This is a genomic window from Stenotrophomonas sp. TWI1409 (genome assembly GCF_039673015.1).
Lineage (GTDB): Bacteria > Pseudomonadota > Gammaproteobacteria > Xanthomonadales > Xanthomonadaceae > Stenotrophomonas > Stenotrophomonas maltophilia_A.
This window is the reverse complement of record NZ_JBDJKU010000005.1, coordinates 1-19,305: the sequence shown is the minus strand read 5'-3', so window position 1 is coordinate 19,305 and position 19,305 is coordinate 1. Positions and strand designations below refer to the sequence as shown.

The 19,305-nt window shown below is 67.2% G+C and carries 15 protein-coding genes; 5 read left to right on the top strand and 10 right to left on the bottom strand.

The window, feature by feature from the left end; all coding sequences use genetic code 11:
• The first annotated feature begins 3 nt into the window (after window positions 1-3).
• Window positions 4-1,851 (top strand): SLC13 family permease, encoded by a 1,848-nt coding sequence (locus tag ABE423_RS02955; protein WP_010481466.1) that lies wholly within the window; start codon window positions 4-6, stop codon window positions 1,849-1,851.
• Window positions 1,852-2,351: 500 nt separating this feature from the next.
• Here ABE423_RS02955 and ABE423_RS02950 read toward each other — a convergent pair whose 3' ends face one another.
• Window positions 2,352-2,687, bottom strand: a complete 336-nt coding sequence (locus ABE423_RS02950; RefSeq protein WP_049401603.1) for a Rieske (2Fe-2S) protein — start codon at window positions 2,685-2,687, stop codon at window positions 2,352-2,354.
• 178 nt (window positions 2,688-2,865) lie between these two features.
• On the opposite strand from ABE423_RS02950, the gene ABE423_RS02945 reads away from it, so the two are divergent.
• The 4 genes from ABE423_RS02945 to ABE423_RS02930 all read left to right on the top strand — a co-directional run bounded on the left by ABE423_RS02945 (window position 2,866) and on the right by ABE423_RS02930 (window position 6,063).
• On the top strand, window positions 2,866-3,147 hold the full coding sequence (locus tag ABE423_RS02945; protein WP_005410817.1) for a hypothetical protein: 282 nt from the start codon (window positions 2,866-2,868) through the stop codon (window positions 3,145-3,147).
• Window positions 3,148-3,222: 75 nt separating this feature from the next.
• A complete protein-coding gene (locus ABE423_RS02940) occupies window positions 3,223-3,939 on the top strand; it encodes a fumarylacetoacetate hydrolase family protein (RefSeq protein ID WP_107432150.1) in 717 nt (238 codons plus the stop codon).
• Window positions 3,940-3,994: 55 nt separating this feature from the next.
• Window positions 3,995-4,399, top strand: a complete 405-nt coding sequence (gene mscL, locus ABE423_RS02935) for a large-conductance mechanosensitive channel protein MscL (protein WP_032130206.1) — start codon at window positions 3,995-3,997, stop codon at window positions 4,397-4,399.
• 242 nt (window positions 4,400-4,641) lie between these two features.
• Window positions 4,642-6,063: a M28 family peptidase gene (locus ABE423_RS02930; RefSeq protein WP_049425124.1), complete on the top strand. Its 1,422-nt coding sequence runs from the start codon at window positions 4,642-4,644 to the stop codon at window positions 6,061-6,063.
• Between the two features lie 182 nt (window positions 6,064-6,245).
• Here the strand turns inward: ABE423_RS02930 and ABE423_RS02925 are convergent, their stop codons facing one another.
• From ABE423_RS02925 to ABE423_RS02885, 9 genes are all read right to left on the bottom strand, one after another.
• Window positions 6,246-7,697 carry an alanine/glycine:cation symporter family protein gene (locus tag ABE423_RS02925; RefSeq protein ID WP_049399972.1) on the bottom strand — a complete coding sequence of 484 codons (1,452 nt, stop codon included), beginning with the start codon at window positions 7,695-7,697 and terminating at the stop codon, window positions 6,246-6,248.
• A gap of 10 nt (window positions 7,698-7,707) precedes the next feature.
• Window positions 7,708-8,700, bottom strand: coding sequence for a hypothetical protein (locus tag ABE423_RS02920; protein WP_125892714.1), 993 nt, complete (start codon window positions 8,698-8,700; stop codon window positions 7,708-7,710).
• Between the two features lie 237 nt (window positions 8,701-8,937).
• Complete coding sequence (locus ABE423_RS02915) at window positions 8,938-9,774, bottom strand: TrmH family RNA methyltransferase (RefSeq protein WP_125892712.1); 837 nt, start codon at window positions 9,772-9,774, stop codon at window positions 8,938-8,940.
• Window positions 9,767-11,287 carry an alanine/glycine:cation symporter family protein gene (locus ABE423_RS02910; protein WP_125892710.1) on the bottom strand — a complete coding sequence of 507 codons (1,521 nt, stop codon included), beginning with the start codon at window positions 11,285-11,287 and terminating at the stop codon, window positions 9,767-9,769. Before ABE423_RS02910 ends, ABE423_RS02915 begins: the two co-directional genes overlap by 8 nt.
• A gap of 178 nt (window positions 11,288-11,465) precedes the next feature.
• The gene (locus ABE423_RS02905; RefSeq protein ID WP_107432154.1) at window positions 11,466-12,005 is read right to left on the bottom strand and encodes a GNAT family protein; all 540 of its coding nucleotides are present in this window, start codon (window positions 12,003-12,005) and stop codon (window positions 11,466-11,468) included.
• The gene (locus ABE423_RS02900) at window positions 11,998-15,123 is read right to left on the bottom strand and encodes an efflux RND transporter permease subunit (protein WP_346484921.1); all 3,126 of its coding nucleotides are present in this window, start codon (window positions 15,121-15,123) and stop codon (window positions 11,998-12,000) included. Before ABE423_RS02900 ends, ABE423_RS02905 begins: the two co-directional genes overlap by 8 nt.
• Window positions 15,120-16,226, bottom strand: a complete 1,107-nt coding sequence (locus tag ABE423_RS02895) for an efflux RND transporter periplasmic adaptor subunit (RefSeq protein ID WP_253144035.1) — start codon at window positions 16,224-16,226, stop codon at window positions 15,120-15,122. Before ABE423_RS02895 ends, ABE423_RS02900 begins: the two co-directional genes overlap by 4 nt.
• A gap of 276 nt (window positions 16,227-16,502) precedes the next feature.
• A complete protein-coding gene (locus ABE423_RS02890; protein WP_032130215.1) occupies window positions 16,503-18,566 on the bottom strand; it encodes a TonB-dependent copper receptor in 2,064 nt (687 codons plus the stop codon).
• Between the two features lie 72 nt (window positions 18,567-18,638).
• Window positions 18,639-19,070, bottom strand: a complete 432-nt coding sequence (locus ABE423_RS02885; RefSeq protein WP_346484918.1) for a DUF2946 domain-containing protein — start codon at window positions 19,068-19,070, stop codon at window positions 18,639-18,641.
• Window positions 19,071-19,305: the final 235 nt, after the last annotated feature.

Sequence of the window (19,305 nt, the reverse complement as noted above, 5' to 3'; positions counted from 1 at the left end):
CACATGGATACCGCGCTGACGCTGACCAACGACATGAAGCTCGTGCTCGGGCTGGTCGGCTTCACGATGGCGATGTTCCTGTTCGAGCGCATCCGCGCCGACGTGGTCGCGCTGGTGGTCCTGGTGGTGCTCGGTGTCACCGGGCTGATCGCGCCGGAGGAAATCTTCGGCGGCTTCTCCGGTAACGCGGTGATGAGCATCATCGCCACCACCATCCTCGGTGCGGGCCTGGACCGCACCGGGGCGCTGAACCGGCTGGCCGCGTGGCTGCTGCGGCGCGGCCATGGCGTCGAGCAGCGGCTGCTGATGATGACCACGGCCATTGCCGGCCTGAATTCCTCTTTCATGCAGAACCCGTCGGTGATGGCGCTGTACCTGCCGGTCGCCTCGCGACTGGCAGCGCGCACCGGGTTGACCCTGCAGCGCCTGCTGCTGCCCATTTCGGCGGCAATCGTGATGGGTGGTGCGCTGACCATGGTCGGCAATTCACCGTTGATCCTGCTGAACGATCTGCTGGCCTCGGCCAACAACAACCTGCCTTCCGGCCTGGCCACGATCGAGCCGCTGCGCATGTTCGCGCCGCTGCCGATCGGCGTGGCGCTGCTCATCGCTTCGCTGCTGTATTTCCGCTACTACGGCGACCGCAAGCTGATCGAAGAAGAGAACCTGGTCAACGACGGGGTCACGCCCGCGCGCACCGAGAGCTACTTCGCCAAGACCTATGGCATCGAAGGCGATGTGTTCGAGCTGGTGGTCAGTGCCGAAAGCCCGCTGGTGGGCATGACCCTGGGCGAGGCCGAGAACCTGCACGATGCCCCGCTGCTGCTGGCCCTGAAAACCGGCAATGACACCCGCCTGGCACCACCGGCGGAGATGCGCATCTGGGTCGGCAGCGTGCTCGGCGCGATGGGCCCGCGTGAGCAGATCAACGATTTCGCGCAGAACCAGTTCCTGCGCATGTCTTCGCGACTGAAGCACCTGGGCGACCTGTTCAACCCGAGCCGTGCCGGTATTTCCGAAGCGGTGGTGCCGCCGACCTCGAACGTGATCGGCAAGAGCGCGGCCGATCTGCGCCTGCGCAAGGAGCGCGGCATCAGCCTGCTGGCGATCAACCGCGACAAGCAGGTGATCCGCGAGGACGTGCGCGACGTGCAGCTGCGCGCCGGCGATATGCTGGTCTTCCACAGCATCTGGACCGACCTGGCGCAGGCCGCCCGCAGCCGTGACTTCGTGGTGGTGACCGACTACCCGACCGGCGAGCAGCGCCCGCACAAGTTCAAGATCGCGATGGCGATCTTCGCCTTGACCATCCTGATCGCGCTGACCAGCAAGCTGCCGGTGGCACTGACGCTGATGACCGGCGTGGCCGGCATGCTACTGACCGGCGTGCTGCGCATGGACGAAGCCTACGCCTCGATCAACTGGAAAACGGTGTTCATGATGGCCGGGCTGATCCCGCTCGGCTGGGCGATGGATTCCAGTGGCGCGGCGGCATGGGTGGCCGGCCATACCATCGACAAGCTGCCCACCGGCATCCCGGTGTGGGTGCTGGAGGTGGCGCTGGCGCTGCTGACCACGGCGTTCTCGCTGGTGATCAGCCATGTGGGCGCCACCATCGTGATGGTGCCCATTGCGGTGAACCTTGCGCTGGCGGCGGGCGGCAACCCGACGGCGTTCGCGCTGATCGTGGCGCTGTCGGCGTCCAACAACCTGATGACGGCCTCCAACCCGGTGATTTCGATGATCACCGGCCCGGCCAACTACACCCCGCGCGAGATGTGGCGGGTCGGCGGCCCGCTGTCGCTGATCTACACCTGCGTGGTGGTGCTGATGATCAACCTGATGTTCTGAGGGTTGGGTTTGTTGGCAGGGCTGCGCCCTGCACCCGCAGAGGCCGAAGCAACGGCAACGGCAAAAGCGTGCATTTCGTGGGATGGCGGGGTGGGTCCGGTTGCGGGGGACGCTGCAAGTCCCCCTCCGGGGCCCGGCCCAGCCGCTGGCGGCTGTGCGTTCGGGCGCTTGCGAAGCAGTGCTTCGCAAGCAAAGCGCCCTCACCCATGTAAGCTCGGTCGCCGCTTGTTCGTGTGCGCTTTCCTGCGCACACGGCAAGACCGGGGTTGGGCGTCCTGCCCAACCCGCCCGAGGCATGCCTCGGGCCCATGCGGCTCACGCCCCCGCAACCGGACCCACCCCGCCTTCGACAGATTTCTGCGATCTGTCGGAACGGCGTCGTGCACCGCTTTGGTAGGTGTCGACCTTGGTCGACACGGTAGATCCACGCCATGCGTGGATGGATCTCTGGATATCTGTTGATCCGGTGGGTGCGGACCGTTGGTCCGCACACCGATAGGTCAGGCCAGGTAGATTTGCCCGTCGCGCACATCCACCGGCACGGCGCGCAGGCGGTCGCCCTTGCAGGGGCCGGCGATGCAGTCGCCGCTGTCCAGCGCGAACGAGGCGCCGTGGGCGGCGCACACCAGGTGGCCTTCGCGGCTCTTCAGGAACTGGCCCGGCGCCCAGTCCAGGCGACGGCCGGCGTGCGGGCAGATGTTCAGGAACGCACGCACCTGCGCGCCGTCGCGGTACAGCACCAGCGATTCGGCATCGCCATCAACCACCGCTTCGACCTCGGCAAACGCGCCATCGGCAATGGCATCAAGGGCGATCAGGGCAGCGGCGGCAGTCATGGCGAAGGCTCGGACAGTAAACGCGCATTGTCGCACGCCCGCTCAGGTGACTGGCTGCAACATGAACACAAGTCATTGATTCGTAATAAGCACAGGCTATATTTAACGAGTTTTTCACTCAATGACAGTGGCACCTCCCGATACTCTGGTTTCGCTGATCCCAGCCTATCGAGCCGCCATGTTCAATCGCGCATCCGCCTTCAACCAGTTCCGCACCCTGTTCGCGCCGCGCAAGCCGCGTCACCCGCTGGTGCGCGTGGCCGTGGGCCTGCTTGGCCTGGCGATCCTGGCCGCGATGGTGTTCATCGGCGTATTCGTCGGTGCGGCAATGATCCTGGTCGGCCTGGCGTGGAAGCTGCTGGCCTCGCGCAAGCCGGGCGTTGCCCGTCCGGTCGATCCGACCGTGGTCGAAGGCGAGTACCGCGTGGTGCGCAAGCCGGTGCTGCCGGCCTCGCGTTGATCCACGGCCTCCGCGCCCGCTGACGGCGGGCGCCATGCGTTCTAGACTGCGGGCACGCCCTTCCTGGATGCCCGCATGTCCGATGTCTCCGATGTGATCCCTGCCGTAGCCCTGCCGCGTGTGCCGGTAGCCGGTGGCGGCAGCTTCCCCGTGCACCGTATCTACTGCGTCGGCCGCAACTTCGCCGACCATGCCCGCGAAATGGGCGCAGCAGTGCCGGCGGCCGACGATCGCGGCCGTCCGATGTTCTTCAGCAAGCCGGCCGATGCGATCGTGGTCGGCCACGACGATGCCATCCCCTATCCCCCGGCAACCGCCAACCTGCACCACGAAGTGGAGCTGGTGGTGGCGATCGGCCGTGATGCGCCAGCCGGCGAACTGGCCGTGGCCGATGCCGATGCTCTGGTCTACGGCTATGCCGTCGGACTGGATCTGACCCGCCGCGACCTGCAGGCCGCCGCCAAGGACAAGGGCCATCCGTGGGATGCAGCCAAGGGCTTCGATGCCTCGGCACCGATCAGCGAGATTGTCCATGCCGCTGAAGTGGGCGACCTGGCCGCGCTGAACCTGTCGCTGGAGGTCAACGGCGAAGTGCGCCAGCAGGCGCTGCTGGACCAGATGATCTGGAACGTGCCGGAGATTCTGCATGAGCTGTCCAAGCTGTGGCAGCTGCGTGCCGGCGACCTGGTGTTCATGGGTACCCCGTCCGGAGTGGCCGCGCTGAAGCCCGGCGACCGCTTCAGTGCCCGCCTGGAAAACGTGGCCGAGCGCCACGGCGTGATCGCCGGCTGACATCACCTGCGCTACCCTGCGCGCTGTCCACTTCCCCCACCGGAGAAAAACAACAATGGGAATGCTCACCGAGTTCAAGGAATTCGCGATGCGCGGCAACGTCATCGACCTCGCCGTCGGCGTGGTGATCGGCGCGGCCTTCGGCAAGATCGTGACCGCACTGGTCGAGAAGATCATCATGCCGCCGCTGGGCATGCTGATCGGCAAGGTGGATTTCTCGCAGCTGGCCTGGACGTTGTCACCGGCCAGCATCGGTGCCGACGGCAAGGAAATCCCGGCCGTGGTGATCGGCTATGGCGACTTCATCAATACGCTGATCCAGTTCGTGATCGTGGCCTTCGCCATCTTCCTGGTGGTCAAGACGATCAACCGCCTGTCGCGCAAGCAGGAAGCCGCCCCGGCCGCACCGGCCGAGGAAGTGGTGCTGCTGCGCGAGATCCGCGACAGCCTGAAGAAGTAAGGGTGCTGGGCGCCGACTGGCGCCCCACCCATCTGTAGAGTCGAGCCATGCTCGACTGGGCGAAATGAAGCAGTCGAGCATGGCTCGACTCTACATAAGCATGTGAAAGCCCCGCCCTGGCGGGGCTTTCGCTTTGCCGGTCATGGCGGAAAACAGCGTTCGCGCCAGCCATGACCTCCCGCCCATGCGCCGGGCTGAACGACTGTTAAGCTCCAAGGCTTGGTCCCTTCCCGGAGCTGTCCATGCGTCGCCGCGTCCTTGCCATCGCATCCTCCCTCGCCCTGCTGGCCGCCCCGGCCTTCGCGGCGCCGCACACCACCACCCTGCCCCCGGCGTCGCTGTCCACCGCTGCGCAGCTGCGCGACCAGGCGCTGGCCGATGACACCGGCTGGAAAGTGGTTGAATCGCTCACCACCGAAATCGGCCCGCGCATCGCTGGCAGCGAGGCCGACGCCCGCGCCGTGGCCTGGGCCGAAGCCAAGTTCAAGTCGCTCGGCTTCGACAAGGTCTGGAAGGAACCGGTGACGTTCCCGAAGTGGGAGCGCCGCAGTGAACACGCCGCGGTGACCGGCAGGAACCCGCAGCCGCTGCAGATCACGGCGCTGGGTGGCAGCCCGGGCGGCACCGTTGAAGCCGAAGTGGTCCGCTTCGCCGACCTGGCCGCACTGCAGGCCGCACCGGCCGGTTCGCTGAAGGGCAAGATCGCGTTCGTCGATTACCAGATGCTGCCGTTCCGTGATGGCCGCGACTATGGCCGTGGTGGCGCGATCCGCAGCAAGGGCCCGTCCGAAGCAATTCGCAAGGGCGCGGTCGGTTTCCTGATGCGCTCGGCCGGTACCGACTCGCATCGCGTGCCGCACACCGGCATCACCCGCTTCGACGACGGCCTGACCCCGGTGCCGTCGGCAGCGCTGTCGGTGCCCGACGCCGACCAGCTGGCCCGCCTGCTGGCACGTGGCAGCACCACGGTGAAGGTGGCGCTGGACTGCGGTTGGGACGGCACCGCCACCTCGTACAACGTGATCGGTGAGATCACCGGCCGCAGCCTGCCGAAGGAAGTGGTGGTGATCGGCGGTCACCTGGATTCATGGGATCTGGGCACCGGCGCGGTGGATGACGGCGCAGGCGTGGGCATCACCATGGCTGCGGGCCATCTGATCGGCCAGCTCAAGCAGGCGCCGAAGCGCACCATCCGCGTGATCGCGTTCGCCAACGAAGAACAGGGCCTGTATGGCGGCAAGGCCTACGCCGAGGCGCATGCCAAGGACGTGGCCCTGCACCAGCTGGCGGCCGAGAGTGACTTCGGTGCCGGCCGCATCTATGCCTTCAATACCGGTTCGCCGAACCCGGAAGGCTCGCGCGAAGCGACGAAGCAGATTGCCGAAGTGATGAAGCCGCTGGGCATCGAGTACCAGGCCGACAAGGGTGGCCCGGGCCCGGACGTCGGCCCGTTGGCCGCCAAGGGTGGCGCGTGGGCATGGCTGGCGCAGGACGGCTCGGACTACTTCCACCTGCACCACACCGCCGACGACACGCTGGACAAGATCGACCCGAAGGCGCTGGCGCAGAACGTGGCCGCGTACACCGTGTTCGCGTACCTGGCAGCGGAAGCCGATGGCAGCTTCGGCAGCGAGGCCAAGGCGACCACGCCGCCGAACGAATGATGCGGTAGCGCCGGGCCATGCCCGGCGAACGCAGCGTCGAGAGCGGTGCGAACCAAGGTTCGCACCCACCGGGTAAGGGCGCACCCACCGGGTAAGGGCGCATCCACCGAGTAATGGCGCACCCACCGGGCGATGGCGTGGGTCAGAGCCCTCGCCGTGGCGAGGGATCTGCCCCGATCCTGTCAGCCCTCCCACACGCTGGTGTTGCGCACACCCAGCAGCTTCGGGTTGAACAGCGGATCCTTGCCCGCCTGGCGATGCTGTTCGTAGTCGCGCAGCGCCGCCAGCGCTGGCTTCTGCAGCAGCAGGATGGCGATGATGTTCAGCCAGCTCATCAGGCCGACGCCGATGTCGCCCAGCGACCACGCGATCGTTGCACTGTTCACCGCTGAGTAGCCGGTCGCGGCCAGGAACAGCAGCTGGAACCCGCCCATCACCCACGGCGCGGGACGATCACGGCACAGGTAGCTGATATTGGTCTCGGCCATGTAGTACAGCGCCAGGATGGTGGTGAACGCGAACGGCAGGATCGCCAGCGCCACGAACGAGCGGCCGAAGCCCGGCAGCGCGGACTCCACCGCGTGCTGCACGAAGCGCGGCCCGGCTTCGACGCCAGGCAGATTGCCCAGCAGCAGGCGCGCCTCATCCGGAATGCCGTTCACAGCCGGGTCGTAGACGTTGTACAGGCCCGTGGACAGAATCAGGAACGCGGTAGCACTGCACACCACCATCGTGTCGATGTAGACCGAGAACGACTGCACCAGGCCCTGCTTGACCGGATGAGTGACTTCGGCGGCAGCGGCCGGATGCGCACCGCTGCCCATGCCGGCCTCGTTGGACAGCACACCACGGCGCACGCCCCACTGGATGGCGGTGCCGATCATTGCACCGAACGCTGCATCCACACCGAATGCACTGCGCAGCACCAGCATGATCACCTCCGGCACTTTCTCTGCATTGAGCACCATCACCAGTGCCGCCACCAGCAGATACGCCACAGCCATCAACGGCACCACCCACTCGGCAACCCGCGCGATGCGGCGCACACCGCCGATCAGGATCGCGCCCAGCACCACCAGCAGAACCGCCGTGGTGGTCATCACCGGCACGTCCCAGGCTTCGTTCACCGCGCTGGTGATCGCATTGGACTGGGTACCGGCCAGCATCGCACCGGCCAGCACGGTGACCAGCGCAAACAGCACTGCATACCAGCGCTGGCCCAGGCCTTTTTCGATGTAGTACGCGGGGCCACCGCGGTACTGGCCCTTGGCATCGCGGTCCTTGTAGATCTGTGCCAGCGTGGATTCGATGAAGGCGCTGGAGGCGCCGAGGAAGGCGACGATCCACATCCAGAAGATCGCGCCCGGGCCACCAAAGGCGATGGCCATGGCAACGCCGGCGATGTTGCCGACGCCGACGCGGCTGGACAACGACAGCGACAGGGCCTGGAACGGTGACACACCGGCTTCGGAGCGCTCGTGCCGGAACATCAGGCGCAGCATCTCCGGCAGCGCGCGCAACTGGATGAAGCGGGTGCGCACGCTGAAGTACAGGCCGGCGAGCAGGCAGAGCACCACCAGGTACGGGCTCCAGACGATGCCGAGGATGGTGTTGACGATGGATTCGATGTTCATCGGCAGCCCCTCAGAAGAACATGCCCAGGGCGACCTGGGGGCTGATGATGCGGCCGGTGTTGCGCCCGGCCACGGTGAATTCGACGCCGGCGATCAGGCCCAGCGACGGGCTGAAGTGATACTCCACCGCCGGCGCCAGGCTGACGTTGCGGCTGGCCGGACGGTGCTCTTCAATCCGCTCGATCGCACCACTGCCGTTGCGTGCGAAGCCGCTCAGACGCTGGCCGGTCTCACGGCTGGCGGCCATTTCCATCACCCCCACCCAGCGCGAATTGAAGCTGTACTCGGCGCCTACCGACAGGCCCAGTACCGAGCCGCGCGAAATGTGCCCCTGGAAGCTGTCATCGGTGCCGTACACGCTGGTGCCGGAAATGGCAGTGCGCGACGGTGCCGGCCCGGCGCTGAGCTGTGCGCGCCAGCGCACGGGGCGGTCATTGCCCAGCCACACCACCTGCTGCACGCCCAGCGCTGCGGTGGTGCGCTGCACGCCGTCACCCTGCGCATCCAACGGATTGCCGGTGATGCGATCGTGGCTGCCGGTACTGAAGCGCTGCACAAGCGCGACCGAGATGGCCGGCCGGGTGCCATCGGCATTCGGCGCCTGCAGCAGGTACTGCAGGCGCGCGGTGGTGTCACCGGCGCGGAAGCCGCTGCTGCGCGCACTGCCGGATTCGGAGCGCGAGGCGCTGAGATTGACCTGGCCCATCACCCGGTCACTGAAACCATAGATGATCGGCACCACCGTGGCCCAGGCGCCACTGTGCTCGGCACTGCGGCGACGATCACCGTTGTTGTCGTAGTGGTCGCGGCTGTCGACCCGCACCAGATAGGGCTCGATGTACCAGTTGCCCTGCGGCAGGCCGGCGGGATTGGGAGTGATCAGCGGTCCCGTGAAATTGACGCCATCCAGACTGCGTTCCGCGGCCTGTAGCGATGGTGCGGCAAGCGCAGCGAGTGCCAGCACCAGGCAAGTGCGACGTGTGCGGCGTTGGATTCGATGCATGGAACCACTCCTGTACGACGTTGGAAGGAACTCCACCGTGCGGCGCGGGAAACGGCCCAGCAATGAGACAAATACTAAAATCGCTTGCGTACCCATCAAGCGTGTTTGAAGCAACGTAAGCTGACGCAGATGACCCAGTTTGCTGCGCGTGCATTGTTTGCGCTCTTGCGCCGCGCAAAAGAAAACCCGGCCGCGAGGGCCGGGTCAGGAGATCAACACAGCATCAGCACGACGGGATCAGCCGTGGCGGCGGCTCGCCCACTGCGCCAGCAACACGGCCGTGGCCGAGGCCACGTTCAGGCTTTCCACCGCGCCGCTGCCGGGAATCGACAGCTGCTGGTCACACTGACTGGCCAGGCCGCGGTCCATGCCCTCGCCTTCGGCGCCCATCACGTACACCAACCGTTCCGGCAGCGACGCACGGAACACGTCGTCGCCACCATCAACGAGGGTCGCAGCCAGCCCGAAGCCGGCCGCACGCAGCTGCGCCATCGCCTGGGCGGTCTCCGGCAACTGCACCAGCGGCACCGACTCCGCACCACCTTCGGCCACGCGCGCAGCGGCACCGGACAGCGCCAGCGTGCTGCCAGCCGGCAGCAGCAGCGCCTTGACGCCGAAGTGCGCGGCCGAGCGCAGGATCGCACCGAAGTTGTGCGGATTGCCGACACCGTCCAGCCACAGCGCCAACGCCGGGCCTTCGCCCAGATCCTCCAGCCACTGCGCCAGCGGTACGACAGGCGCGCGCAGCACGTCGGCCACCAGGCCTTCGTGGTGCGTGGTAGCGGCCAGTTTGTTGAGGTCGCCCTCCTCCACCACGCGGTAGCCCACACGGTTGGCCACGCACCACTTCAACACCGGCTGCATGCGCGGAATCAGCGCGTCCACCAGGTACAGCTTGCGCAGCGCCTGCGGGCGCTTGGCGAACAGGGCCTGCACGGCGTTCCAGCCATACAGGCGCAGTTCGTCATTGCCCCGCCCCGGCGGTGGCGGGGTGCCGCCCTCACGCGGTGGCAGCGGGGTGGCCCGCGGCGGTCGCGACGACGGGCGGCGGGCGTTCTTCCAGGGATCATTCACTACGGGACAACTCCAGCTTGCGTTGACGCCAGAAATCGGCGTTCTTGATGCCCAGGGCATCGGGGTCGAAGATCGGATCGAGGCCCAGCTTCTTCTGTCGTTCGTAATCACGCAGGGCCAGCATGGCCGGCTTCTGGATGATGAGGATGGCAATGATGTTCAGCCAGGCCATCAGGCCCACGCCGATGTCACCCAGCGCCCAGGCCAGGGTTGCATTATGGAACGCGCCGAACACCACCATGCCGATGATGCCCAGGCGCAGCACCAGCACGGTCAGCGGACGCTTCTTGTTGTGGTTCACATAGCTGAGATTGGTCTCGGCCATGTAGTAGTACGCCATGATGGTGGTGAAGGCGAAGAAGAAGATGGCGATGGACACGAACGCCGAGCCCCAGCCCGGCAGCACGGCTTCCACACCCGCCTGGGCATAGCCCGCGCCTTCCGGAATGCCGGCCAGGCCCTGGAAGATCGGCGGGGCGCCGGCACCTGCCGGCGAGTACACGTTGTAGGTGCCGCTGGCCAGGATCAGGAACGCGGTGGCGGTGCACACCATCATGGTGTCGAAGTAGATGGCGAAGGCCTGCACGTAGCCCTGCTTGGCCGGGTGCGAGACTTCCGAGGCGGCTGCCGCGTGTGGGCCCGAGCCCTGGCCGGCTTCGTTGGCGTAGATGCCGCGCTTGATGCCCCACTCCACCGCCAGGCCCATCATCGCGCCGAACGCGGCGTGGGTGCCGAAGGCGCTGCTGAAGATGATGCCGAACATCTCCGGCACGCGATCGTAGTTGATGATCATGATGACGATGGCGGTCAGGATGAAGGCTGCCGCCATGAACGGCACCACCACTTCGGCGAAGTTGGCGATGCGCTTGACGCCACCGAAGATCACCACGCCCAGCAGCAGCGCCACCACGATGCCGATGCCCAGCTTCAGCGCCTGCACCGACTCCATGCCGAAGGCCTGGCCATCGAGCGGGCCGCACAGTGCGGTGCCACGGCAGGCGTTGATGATGCTGTCGGCGATGGCATTGGCCTGCACGCCGGGCATCAGGAAGCCGGCGGCAATGATCGTGGCGATGGCGAAGGCCAGCGCGTACCACTTCAGGCCCATGGCCTTTTCGATGTAGTACGCCGGGCCACCACGGTAACGGCCTTCGGCGTCCTTGGTCTTGTAGATCTGTGCCAGCGTACATTCCACGTACGAGGTGGATGCGCCGAGGAAGCCCATCACCCACATCCAGAAGATCGCACCGGGGCCGCCGAAGGCGATGGCGGTGGCCACGCCGGCGATGTTGCCGATACCCATGCGCCCGGCCATCGACATGGCCAGGGCCTGGAAGGACGACACACCGGCGTCGGATTTCTCACCCTTGACGGTGAGGCGGCACATCTCGAGGAAGCCGCGGATCTGCATGAAGCGCGTGCGCAGGCTGAAGAACAGGCCGGCGCCCAGGCACACGAAGATCAGTGCCTTGCTCCAGATGATGCTGTTGATGAAATGTACGGTAGCTTCCACGCGCGCTCTCTCCAGTCGGCGGGTTGTAAGGACGTCCCGTCGGCTGGAAGGGACCGGTCGATTCTCCCTGATCGAAGGCCGCTGCGGTAGCGCTGTGTTGTAGAGCCGAGCCCATGCTCGGGGTGGTGATGACGGCGGCCGGGCACGGCCTCGGCTCTACCGCGGCCGGCCCGCGTGTTCAGGGCAGCTGCGTGCGCACCCGGGCGAAGCGGCGCAGGTCGTGCAGCACGCCGCGCTTGTAGACCGCGCAGCGGTCCACGCCTTCTTCCTGGAAGCCGTTCTTTTCCAGCACCCGGGCCGAGCCGAGGTTGAAATCGACCACCCCGGCCTGCAGCCTGAACAGGCGCAGCTCGTCCATCACCCAGGGTGCGAACAGGCCGACCACCCGGGTCATCAGCCCCTGGCCCCAGTAGGCCTGGCCCAGCCAGTAGCCCAGTTCCGCCATGTGCCCGCGCTCGGCACTGCCCTGCTGGGCCCCGACGCTGCCGCAGGCCTGGCCGTCGATCTCGATGGCCAGGTTCAGGGTGCCAGGGGCCAGCACGCGACCGGCGAGGAAGGCCTCGCCATCCTCGCGCGTGTACGGGTACGGGAAGCGATCGCGCAGGCCCCGCGATACCTCGGCGTCGTTGGCATGGCGCAGCAGCGATTCCAGATCATCCGGGCGCCAGGGGCGCAGTTGGAAGCCGTCGCCTCGCAGCACGGTGGTCGGATCAGGCATGACCACCCACCGACGGCGATTCCGCTTCCTGCTTCTCCAGTTCACGCTTCACCGCTTCCGGCGAGCGGGTGTAGGGCGCCAGCCGCGCGTAGAACGCCGGCACCACGAACAGCGACAGGAACGTCGAGAGGGTCACACCGAAGATGATCACGATGCCGATGGTGCCACGGCTGGCCGAACCGGGGCCACCGGCCACCACCAGCGGGACCGCACCGACCACGGTGGCGATCGAGGTCATCAGGATCGGGCGCAGGCGCACCATCGCCGATTCGATGATCGCCTCGCGCACGGTTCTTCCGTCGTCACGCAGCTGGTTGGCGAATTCGACGATGAGGATGCCGTTCTTCGCCGCCAGGCCGACCAGCATGACGATACCGATCTGGCTGAACAGGTTCACGGTACCGCCACTCACCCACAACCCGACCAGCGCACCGAGCACGCCCAGCGGCACGGTCAGCATGATGGTGAGCGGGTGGATGAAGCTCTCGAACTGTGCGGCCAGCACCAGGTACACCACCAGCAGCGCCATGGCGAAGGTCAGCAGCACCGCGCCGCCGGCACTCTGGTATTCGCGCGATTCGCCCTTCCAGTTCACCTGCGCGTACTGCGGCAGCTCTTCGCGCGTGACCTGCTGCGCCCAGGCAATCGCCTCGCCCAGCGGATAGCCCGGCGCAAGGCCGGCATTGATGGTGATCGAGCGCAGGCGGTTGAAGCGGTTCAGGGTGCCGGCCTCGGCCACTTCGCTGAGCGTGACCAGGTTGGACAGCGGCACCAGCTCGCCGGAGGTGGCGCGCACACGGATCGCGGCAAGGTCGGCCGGGCTGGCACGGCCATCGCGACCGGCCTGGACCAGCACGTCGTACTCTTCGCCGTTGTCGACGAAGGTGGTGACGCGGCGCGAGCCCATCATGGTTTCCAGTGCCGAACCGATCGCGGTGACCGGCACGCCGAGGTCGGCCGCACGCTGGCGGTCGATGTTGACCCGCATCTGCGGCCGCGTTTCCTTGTAATCCGAGTCCGGGCCGACCAGGCCGGGGTTGTCGGCCATGCGCAGCAGGATACGGTCGCGCCACTGCGCGATCTCGGCATATTCCGGGCCGCCCAGCACGATCTGGAACGGCTGCCCGCCGCTGCGCACCAGGCCACCGCCCACCTGCGTACGCACGCGCACGCCGCGGATGGTGTCCAGTTCCTTCTGCAGTTCGTTGGCCACTTCCGGCGTGCCTTCGCTGCGCTGGCGCCACGGCTGCAGGAAGATGCTGACGCGGCCGGTGTGCATTTCCTCGCTGGCACCCCAACCACCGGGCACGCGTGGATTGGCGCGCACGATCGGTTTGTCCGGGCCAACATGCGGTGCCAGCATCGATTCCACCTGCTGCACCTGCTGCACGGTGTAGTCGTAGCCGGCGCCTTCCGGGCCATCGATCATGATCTGGAACGAACCGCGGTCTTCGGCCGGCGCCAGTTCCGACGGCAGCAGCTTGAGCAGGCCCCAGCTGGCGGCCAGTGCGGCCACCATCACCAGCAGGTAGATCCAGGTGCGGTCCACGTGGTGGTCGAGCACCCGCCCATAGGCCCCGGCCAGGCGTTCCAGGTTGCGGTTGATGAAGCCATGCAGGCCACGCGGTGCCTGCCCGGTATGCGGCTTGAGCAATTTGGAGGCCATCATCGGCGTCAGCGTCAGCGCCACAAAGGCGGACAACGCCACCGCCGCCGCCAGCGCCACTGCCAGTTCGCGGAACAGGCGCCCGGTATTGCCTTCCAGGAACCCGACCGGCAGGAACACCGCCACCAGCACCGCGGTGGTGGCGATCACCGCGAAGGCGACCTGCGCAGTACCGCGCTTGGACGCCACCAGCGGGGGTTCGCCCAGGTCGATGCGGCGCTGCACGTTCTCCACCACCACGATCGCATCGTCCACCACCAGGCCGATGCACAGCACCAGGGCAAGCAGGGTCAGCAGGTTGATCGAGAAGTCGAACGCATACAGCGCGATGAATGCCGCGACCAGGCAGACCGGCACCGTCACCGCCGGAATCAACGCAGCGCGGAAGCTGCCGAGGAACAGCCAGATCACTGCCAGCACCAGGATCATCGCCTCCACCAGCGTGGCGTAGACGCGGTCCACCGCGGCTTCGATGAAGGTGGTGTTGTCGAAGGCAACGAAGATCTGCGTGCCCTTGGGCAGGGTCAGCGCGACCCGTTCGGCTTCAGCGCGCGCAGTACGCGCCACGTCCAGCGAGTTGGCGGTGGAGGTCTTGACGATGCCCAGGCCGATGCCCGGCTCGCCGTTGCTGCGGTAGTACGCGCGGCGCTCGGCCGAGGCCAGCTCGATCTTCGCCACATCGCCCATGCGCACCACGTAACCGTCACGACCCTTGCCCAGCGGGATGGTCGCGAAGTCTTCGGGCTTGATGTAGTTGCGCTCCACGCGCAGGGTGAAATCGCGGTCGGTCGACTCGATGCGGCCGGCCGGCAGTTCCACGTTCTCGTTGCGCAGCGCGGTTTCCACGTCGCCGGTGGTCAGTCCGCGCGCCGCCAGCTGGTCACGGTCCAGCCAGATCCGCATCGCATAGCGCTGGCGGCCGCCGATGCGGACCTGGGCCACGCCGTCGAGGCTGGAGAAACGATCGACCACGTAGCGGTCGGCGTAGTCGCTCAGCTCCAGCGTGTCCATGGTCGAGGAGACCATGTTGAACCAGATGATCGGGTCGGCATCGCTCTCGACCTTGGCGATTTCCGGCGGCCGCGCCTCTTCCGGCATGCGGTCGGCGACGCGGCTGACCGCATCGCGCACATCGTTGGCCGCCGCTTCGATATCGCGGTTGGAGGTGAACTCGATGCTGACCTGCGAGCGGCCGTTGGTGCTGCGCGCGTTGATCGTATCGATGCCTTCGATGCCGGCCAGCGCATCTTCCAGCACCTGGGTGATGCGGCTTTCGATGACCGCGGCCGAAGCGCCGGTGTAATCCACTGATACCGAAACGATCGGCGGATCGATGGCGGGCAGTTCGCGCAGGGTCAGGCGGGTGAAGGACATCACGCCCAGCACCAGCAGCAACAGGCTCATCACCACGGCGAACACCGGCCGCTGGATGGAGATGTCGGACAGCTTCATCCGCCGTGGCCCTCGGCCGCGACCGGCGCCGGTGCATCAGCCGGCTTCGCACCCGTGACCGGTGCCGCGTCCTTGGCCGCGACCTTCAGGCCCGGGCGCAGCTTGCCGGTGCCATCGACCACGATGCGCTGGCCCGCTTCCAGGCCCTGCCTGATCTCGACCACGCCGGCACGGCGCGCGCCGGTGACCACATCCACGCGCTCGACGCTGTCGTCGGCGGTGATGCGGTACACGAAGGTATCGCGACCGACCTGCACCACGGCGATTTCCGGAATCACCAGCGCCGGGCGCTCGGGGTGGAACAGGCGCACGTCCAGCAGCATGCCCGGGCGCAGGGCATGGTCGCCGTTGGCGAAGTCGGCCCGTACGGTCACCGCACGGGTAGCCGGATCGATGCGTGCGTCGACGGTGCTGACCACGCCCTCGAAGGTACGGCCTGGCCACGCCACGCTGGTGGCACTGACCTTGTCACCGACGCCGAGCGCGGCCAGTTCCACTTCCGGCACCTGGAAATCGATGTGCATGTGTTCGATGTCGTCGAGCGTGGCGATCACCGTGGTCGGCGTCAGCAACGTGCCCGGGCTGACCTGGCGGATGCCGAGCACACCGGCGAACGGTGCACGCACGCGGCGGTCACCGATGTCCGACTGCATCTGCGCCACACGCGCCTCGGCGGCATCGCGGATCGACTTCTGCGTATCCAGCGTGGCGCTGGACACCAGCCGCTGCGTGGCCAGCTCGCGCTGGCGCTTGTACAGCTGGTCGGCCTCATGGAAGGTGGCCTGCGCCTGCACCAGCGCGGCCTCCTGGGCCTGCCCGCGCAGGGTCACGATCGGCGCACCGGCGGCAACATGCTGGCCGCTTTCGAAGTGCACCTTCTCGACGATCTCGCTGACCTTGGCGGTGACGCTGATCGATTCGCGCGCCTTGGCCGTACCCAGTGCCTGCAGCGTGTCGTTCCACTGCGTGGACTGCACGACCTGCGCGGTGACCGGCACCGCTTCTCCCTGCCGACGGGCGGCGGCCTCCTGTTTGCCCGCGCACCCGGCCAGCACGGCCAGGCTGAGGCCAAGGGCCAGGGTCGAAGCGATGCGAGCCAACATGAACGGTCCTGAGTGATCCACGGCCGCCGAGTGTAGGCAAGCGCCCACAGAAGCGATATGTGCCAAGCGTTTACTGGCGTGGAACCGGCGTCGCGATAGCGCCGTGAACCCGTTCCGTGCAAGGCTGACCGCAGCGGTGTCGGCATGTGTCGAGGTGTATCCAGCCGTGCACCGCAGGCGTTGCCATCGTAGAGTCGAAGCTGCCCGGCAGAGGGCGTCGGGCGGGGGCGGATCCTGGCGGGGATCCGGCCCCGGTTTTTTTTTACACCCGGCGGATCAGTACCGGTAGTTCACCTTCATCCACAGGCTGCGGCCCGGCTCGTTGATGCGCACCGGGTCAGCCGGAAAACCGAAGTCGGCGCTGCCGGCCAGATTCAGGTGCTCGCTGTAGGCACGGTCGAACAGGTTGTCGACGCCCGCGCTGAGCTGCAGCTGCGAACTGAAGCGGTAAGCAGCGTTGAGCGCGAAGGTGGCGAAGCCGGCACTCGGCCCCAGGTCCTGCGCGACCACATTGCCTTGGCCATTTGCGACACGATGCTGGTGGGTCACCGCGCGCAGCAGCGCACCGGCACTCCAGCGCTGGCCTTCCCAGTTCGCGCTCAGGCGTGCTTCCAGTGGTGGCATCTGCGGCAGCGGGCGATGCTGGTCGCGGTTCTCGCCCCAGGCATAGGCCAGCGTGCCGCCCAGCTTCCACTGCTCGGCCACGCTCACTTCCAGGCCCGCCTCGGCACCGGCAATGCGGGCATCGACGTTGCGGGCCTGGCTCATGCCCATCATGCCGCTGCCGTGGTAGGTGAACAGGATGTAGTCCTGGATCTGCCCGGCGTACGCCGACACCCACGCCTGCACACGGGGCCCCTTGTATTGCATGCCCACATCAAGCTGGGTGGTGCGCTCGGGCTGCACGCCGGTGAACGCGTTCACCGCACCGGCCGGGCCGTGGTTGGGCGAGAACAGCTCCCAGTAGTCGGGCATGCGTTCACTGTGGCCGAGGCCGGCGTACCAGGTCAGGCCATCGGCCAGGTCCTGCTCGTAGCGCAGGAAGCCGCTGCCAAGCCATTCCTTGCGCTGCAGGCCAGCGGTCGGGTTCGGCCGGTTGCCCATCATCCCGCGCACCGACTGCCGCTCATCGCGGACGCTGGCGCGGTCGATGCGCAGGCCGCTGATCCAGCGCTGGTCGGTGCCGGCGCCGAGGGTCAACTCGGTGAACACGCCATAGCGGCGGAAGTTGGCATCGGTTTCCCAGGCGGCCTGGCGGTAGGTGTCGCGGCCCATGCCCATGCGGCCACGATGGCGGCTGTCTTCGCCATCCATACCCGCCACCAGCTGCACATCCTGCCAGCGCCACTCGGAACTGACCCGGCCGCCCTGGGTACGGCGATCCACGTTCGACGCCATCGGCATCGGCATCATGCTGTTCGGGTTCGGCGTGCGCAGCGTGTAGTTGTCCATCACATGGTCGGCGTTGTTGTAGTACACGTTGGCCTGCAACGTGTCCCATGCCCCCGGCAGGTTGCGCTTCTCGAAACGCGCCGCGTAGCTGGTGCGTTCGAACGCGGCACCGTCCATGCCACGGCCCGCGTAACGCGCGATCGCATCACCGGCACCGGCGGAAATTTCCAGCAGCGTGTCGGCATCCGGCGTCCAGCCGATGGCTACGTCACCGTTCCACTTGCGCCACTTCGACGGCACCACGTCACCGTGGCCGTCCTTGTAGTCATCGGCTTCGGAACGGTTGCCGCTGGCGCGTACGTAGCCTGTCGGGTTACCCAAGGTCAGGTCCAGCACCTGGTCGTTGCGGTTGCGCGAACCGACCAGCGCACTGGCATCGGCACGCAGGCCCGGCTCCTCGAAGCGCGGCGTATCGCGCTCGAAACGCACGGTGCCGGCCGACGCGCCCGCCCCCCAGCGCACGCTCTGCGGGCCCTTGATGATGGTCAGCCGGTCGAAGCTTTCCGGCGCGATGTAGGACAGCGGATTGTCCATGCGCGACGGGCAGGCACCGATCAGGTTGCCATCGTTGCTGAGGATGTTCAGGCGCGAACCGAACATGCCGCGCAGCACCGGGTCGCCGTTGGTGCCGCCGTTGCGGATGGCGGAGAAGCCGGGGACGGTCTTCAGGTAATCGGCACCGTCGCTGGCCGGCACCGGCTGCCGCGGCAGGCGCGGGTCGGTCACCCAGTGCAGCGGGGACGACGGTGCGGCGGCGGTGACCACCATCGTGTCGAGGGTACGTGCCTCTTCGGCAGGCGCAGCGTGGGCCAGTGACGCGGCCACGGCCAGGCCAAGGGCAACCGGCAGGCGCGCGCAGGCGCCCGCGGGGCGGGAAGTCATTTTCATCGGAACAGCTCCAAAGTACGCACGCGCGCACGGCGCCCGGTCAGGCGTCGTGCGGCAGATTCGATAGGGATATCAGCGGACGAAGGAGAGGCGCGGCGGCCCGCGCGCGGCATGCGCCGGCCAACGCAGCGCCGGCAGCACCTGTTGCGACCACGGGAACACCAGGCGCGGCCGCCACAGCAGCGGCAACAGCAGCACCAGCACCGCCAGCCACGGCAGCAGGCGCATGGCCAGCACGCAGTATTCGCAGGCTTCGCCGTGCATGGCGTGGGGGTCGGGCGGGCGGCTGGGCGCGGCCGGCGCGGCGCCGTGCTGATCGTGCCCGGCCATGGCCATGCCGTGCATGTCATGGCCCACGGCGGCGTGGTCCATGCCTGCCATCGCGGCATGCTCCATCGGCTGCGCCTGCAGCGCGCGGCTGACCAGTGGCGCAAGCACCATCAACAGCGTCGCCAGGACGGCGAGCTGGAGCAGAAGGCGCTGCGGGCGGGACAGGCGGGTCACCCCGCTAGTGTAGAGCCGGGTCCAGGGTTGCCCGTGCGACGAACCGTCGCAGGAGGGGGTTTATCGGCAGGGCTGCGCCCTGCACCCGCAGAGGCCACGTCCACGGCAAGAGCCGAAGCAACATCAAAAGCTGGCTTCCTGTGGGTAGGCGGGGCGGGTCCGGTTGCGGGGGCCGCTGCAAGTACGTCCATGTAAGCTCGGTCGCCGCATCCATGCGGCTCACGCCCCCGCAACC

Excerpts from the sequence above, each read along its gene's own strand:
- ABE423_RS02890 (WP_032130215.1), bottom strand. The coding sequence starts at position 18,566 with ATGAAAATGACTTCCCGCCCCGCGGGCGCCTGCGCGCGCCTGCCGGTT.
- ABE423_RS02955 (WP_010481466.1), top strand. The coding sequence starts at position 4 with ATGGATACCGCGCTGACGCTGACCAACGACATGAAGCTCGTGCTCGGG.
- ABE423_RS02940 (WP_107432150.1), top strand. The coding sequence starts at position 3,223 with ATGTCCGATGTCTCCGATGTGATCCCTGCCGTAGCCCTGCCGCGTGTG.
- ABE423_RS02920 (WP_125892714.1), bottom strand. The coding sequence starts at position 8,700 with ATGCATCGAATCCAACGCCGCACACGTCGCACTTGCCTGGTGCTGGCA.
- ABE423_RS02945 (WP_005410817.1), top strand. The coding sequence starts at position 2,866 with ATGTTCAATCGCGCATCCGCCTTCAACCAGTTCCGCACCCTGTTCGCG.
- ABE423_RS02925 (WP_049399972.1), bottom strand. The coding sequence starts at position 7,697 with ATGAACATCGAATCCATCGTCAACACCATCCTCGGCATCGTCTGGAGC.
- ABE423_RS02950 (WP_049401603.1), bottom strand. The coding sequence starts at position 2,687 with ATGACTGCCGCCGCTGCCCTGATCGCCCTTGATGCCATTGCCGATGGC.
- ABE423_RS02930 (WP_049425124.1), top strand. The coding sequence starts at position 4,642 with ATGCGTCGCCGCGTCCTTGCCATCGCATCCTCCCTCGCCCTGCTGGCC.
- mscL (WP_032130206.1), top strand. The coding sequence starts at position 3,995 with ATGGGAATGCTCACCGAGTTCAAGGAATTCGCGATGCGCGGCAACGTC.
- ABE423_RS02905 (WP_107432154.1), bottom strand. The coding sequence starts at position 12,005 with ATGCCTGATCCGACCACCGTGCTGCGAGGCGACGGCTTCCAACTGCGC.
- ABE423_RS02900 (WP_346484921.1), bottom strand. The coding sequence starts at position 15,123 with ATGAAGCTGTCCGACATCTCCATCCAGCGGCCGGTGTTCGCCGTGGTG.
- ABE423_RS02895 (WP_253144035.1), bottom strand. The coding sequence starts at position 16,226 with ATGTTGGCTCGCATCGCTTCGACCCTGGCCCTTGGCCTCAGCCTGGCC.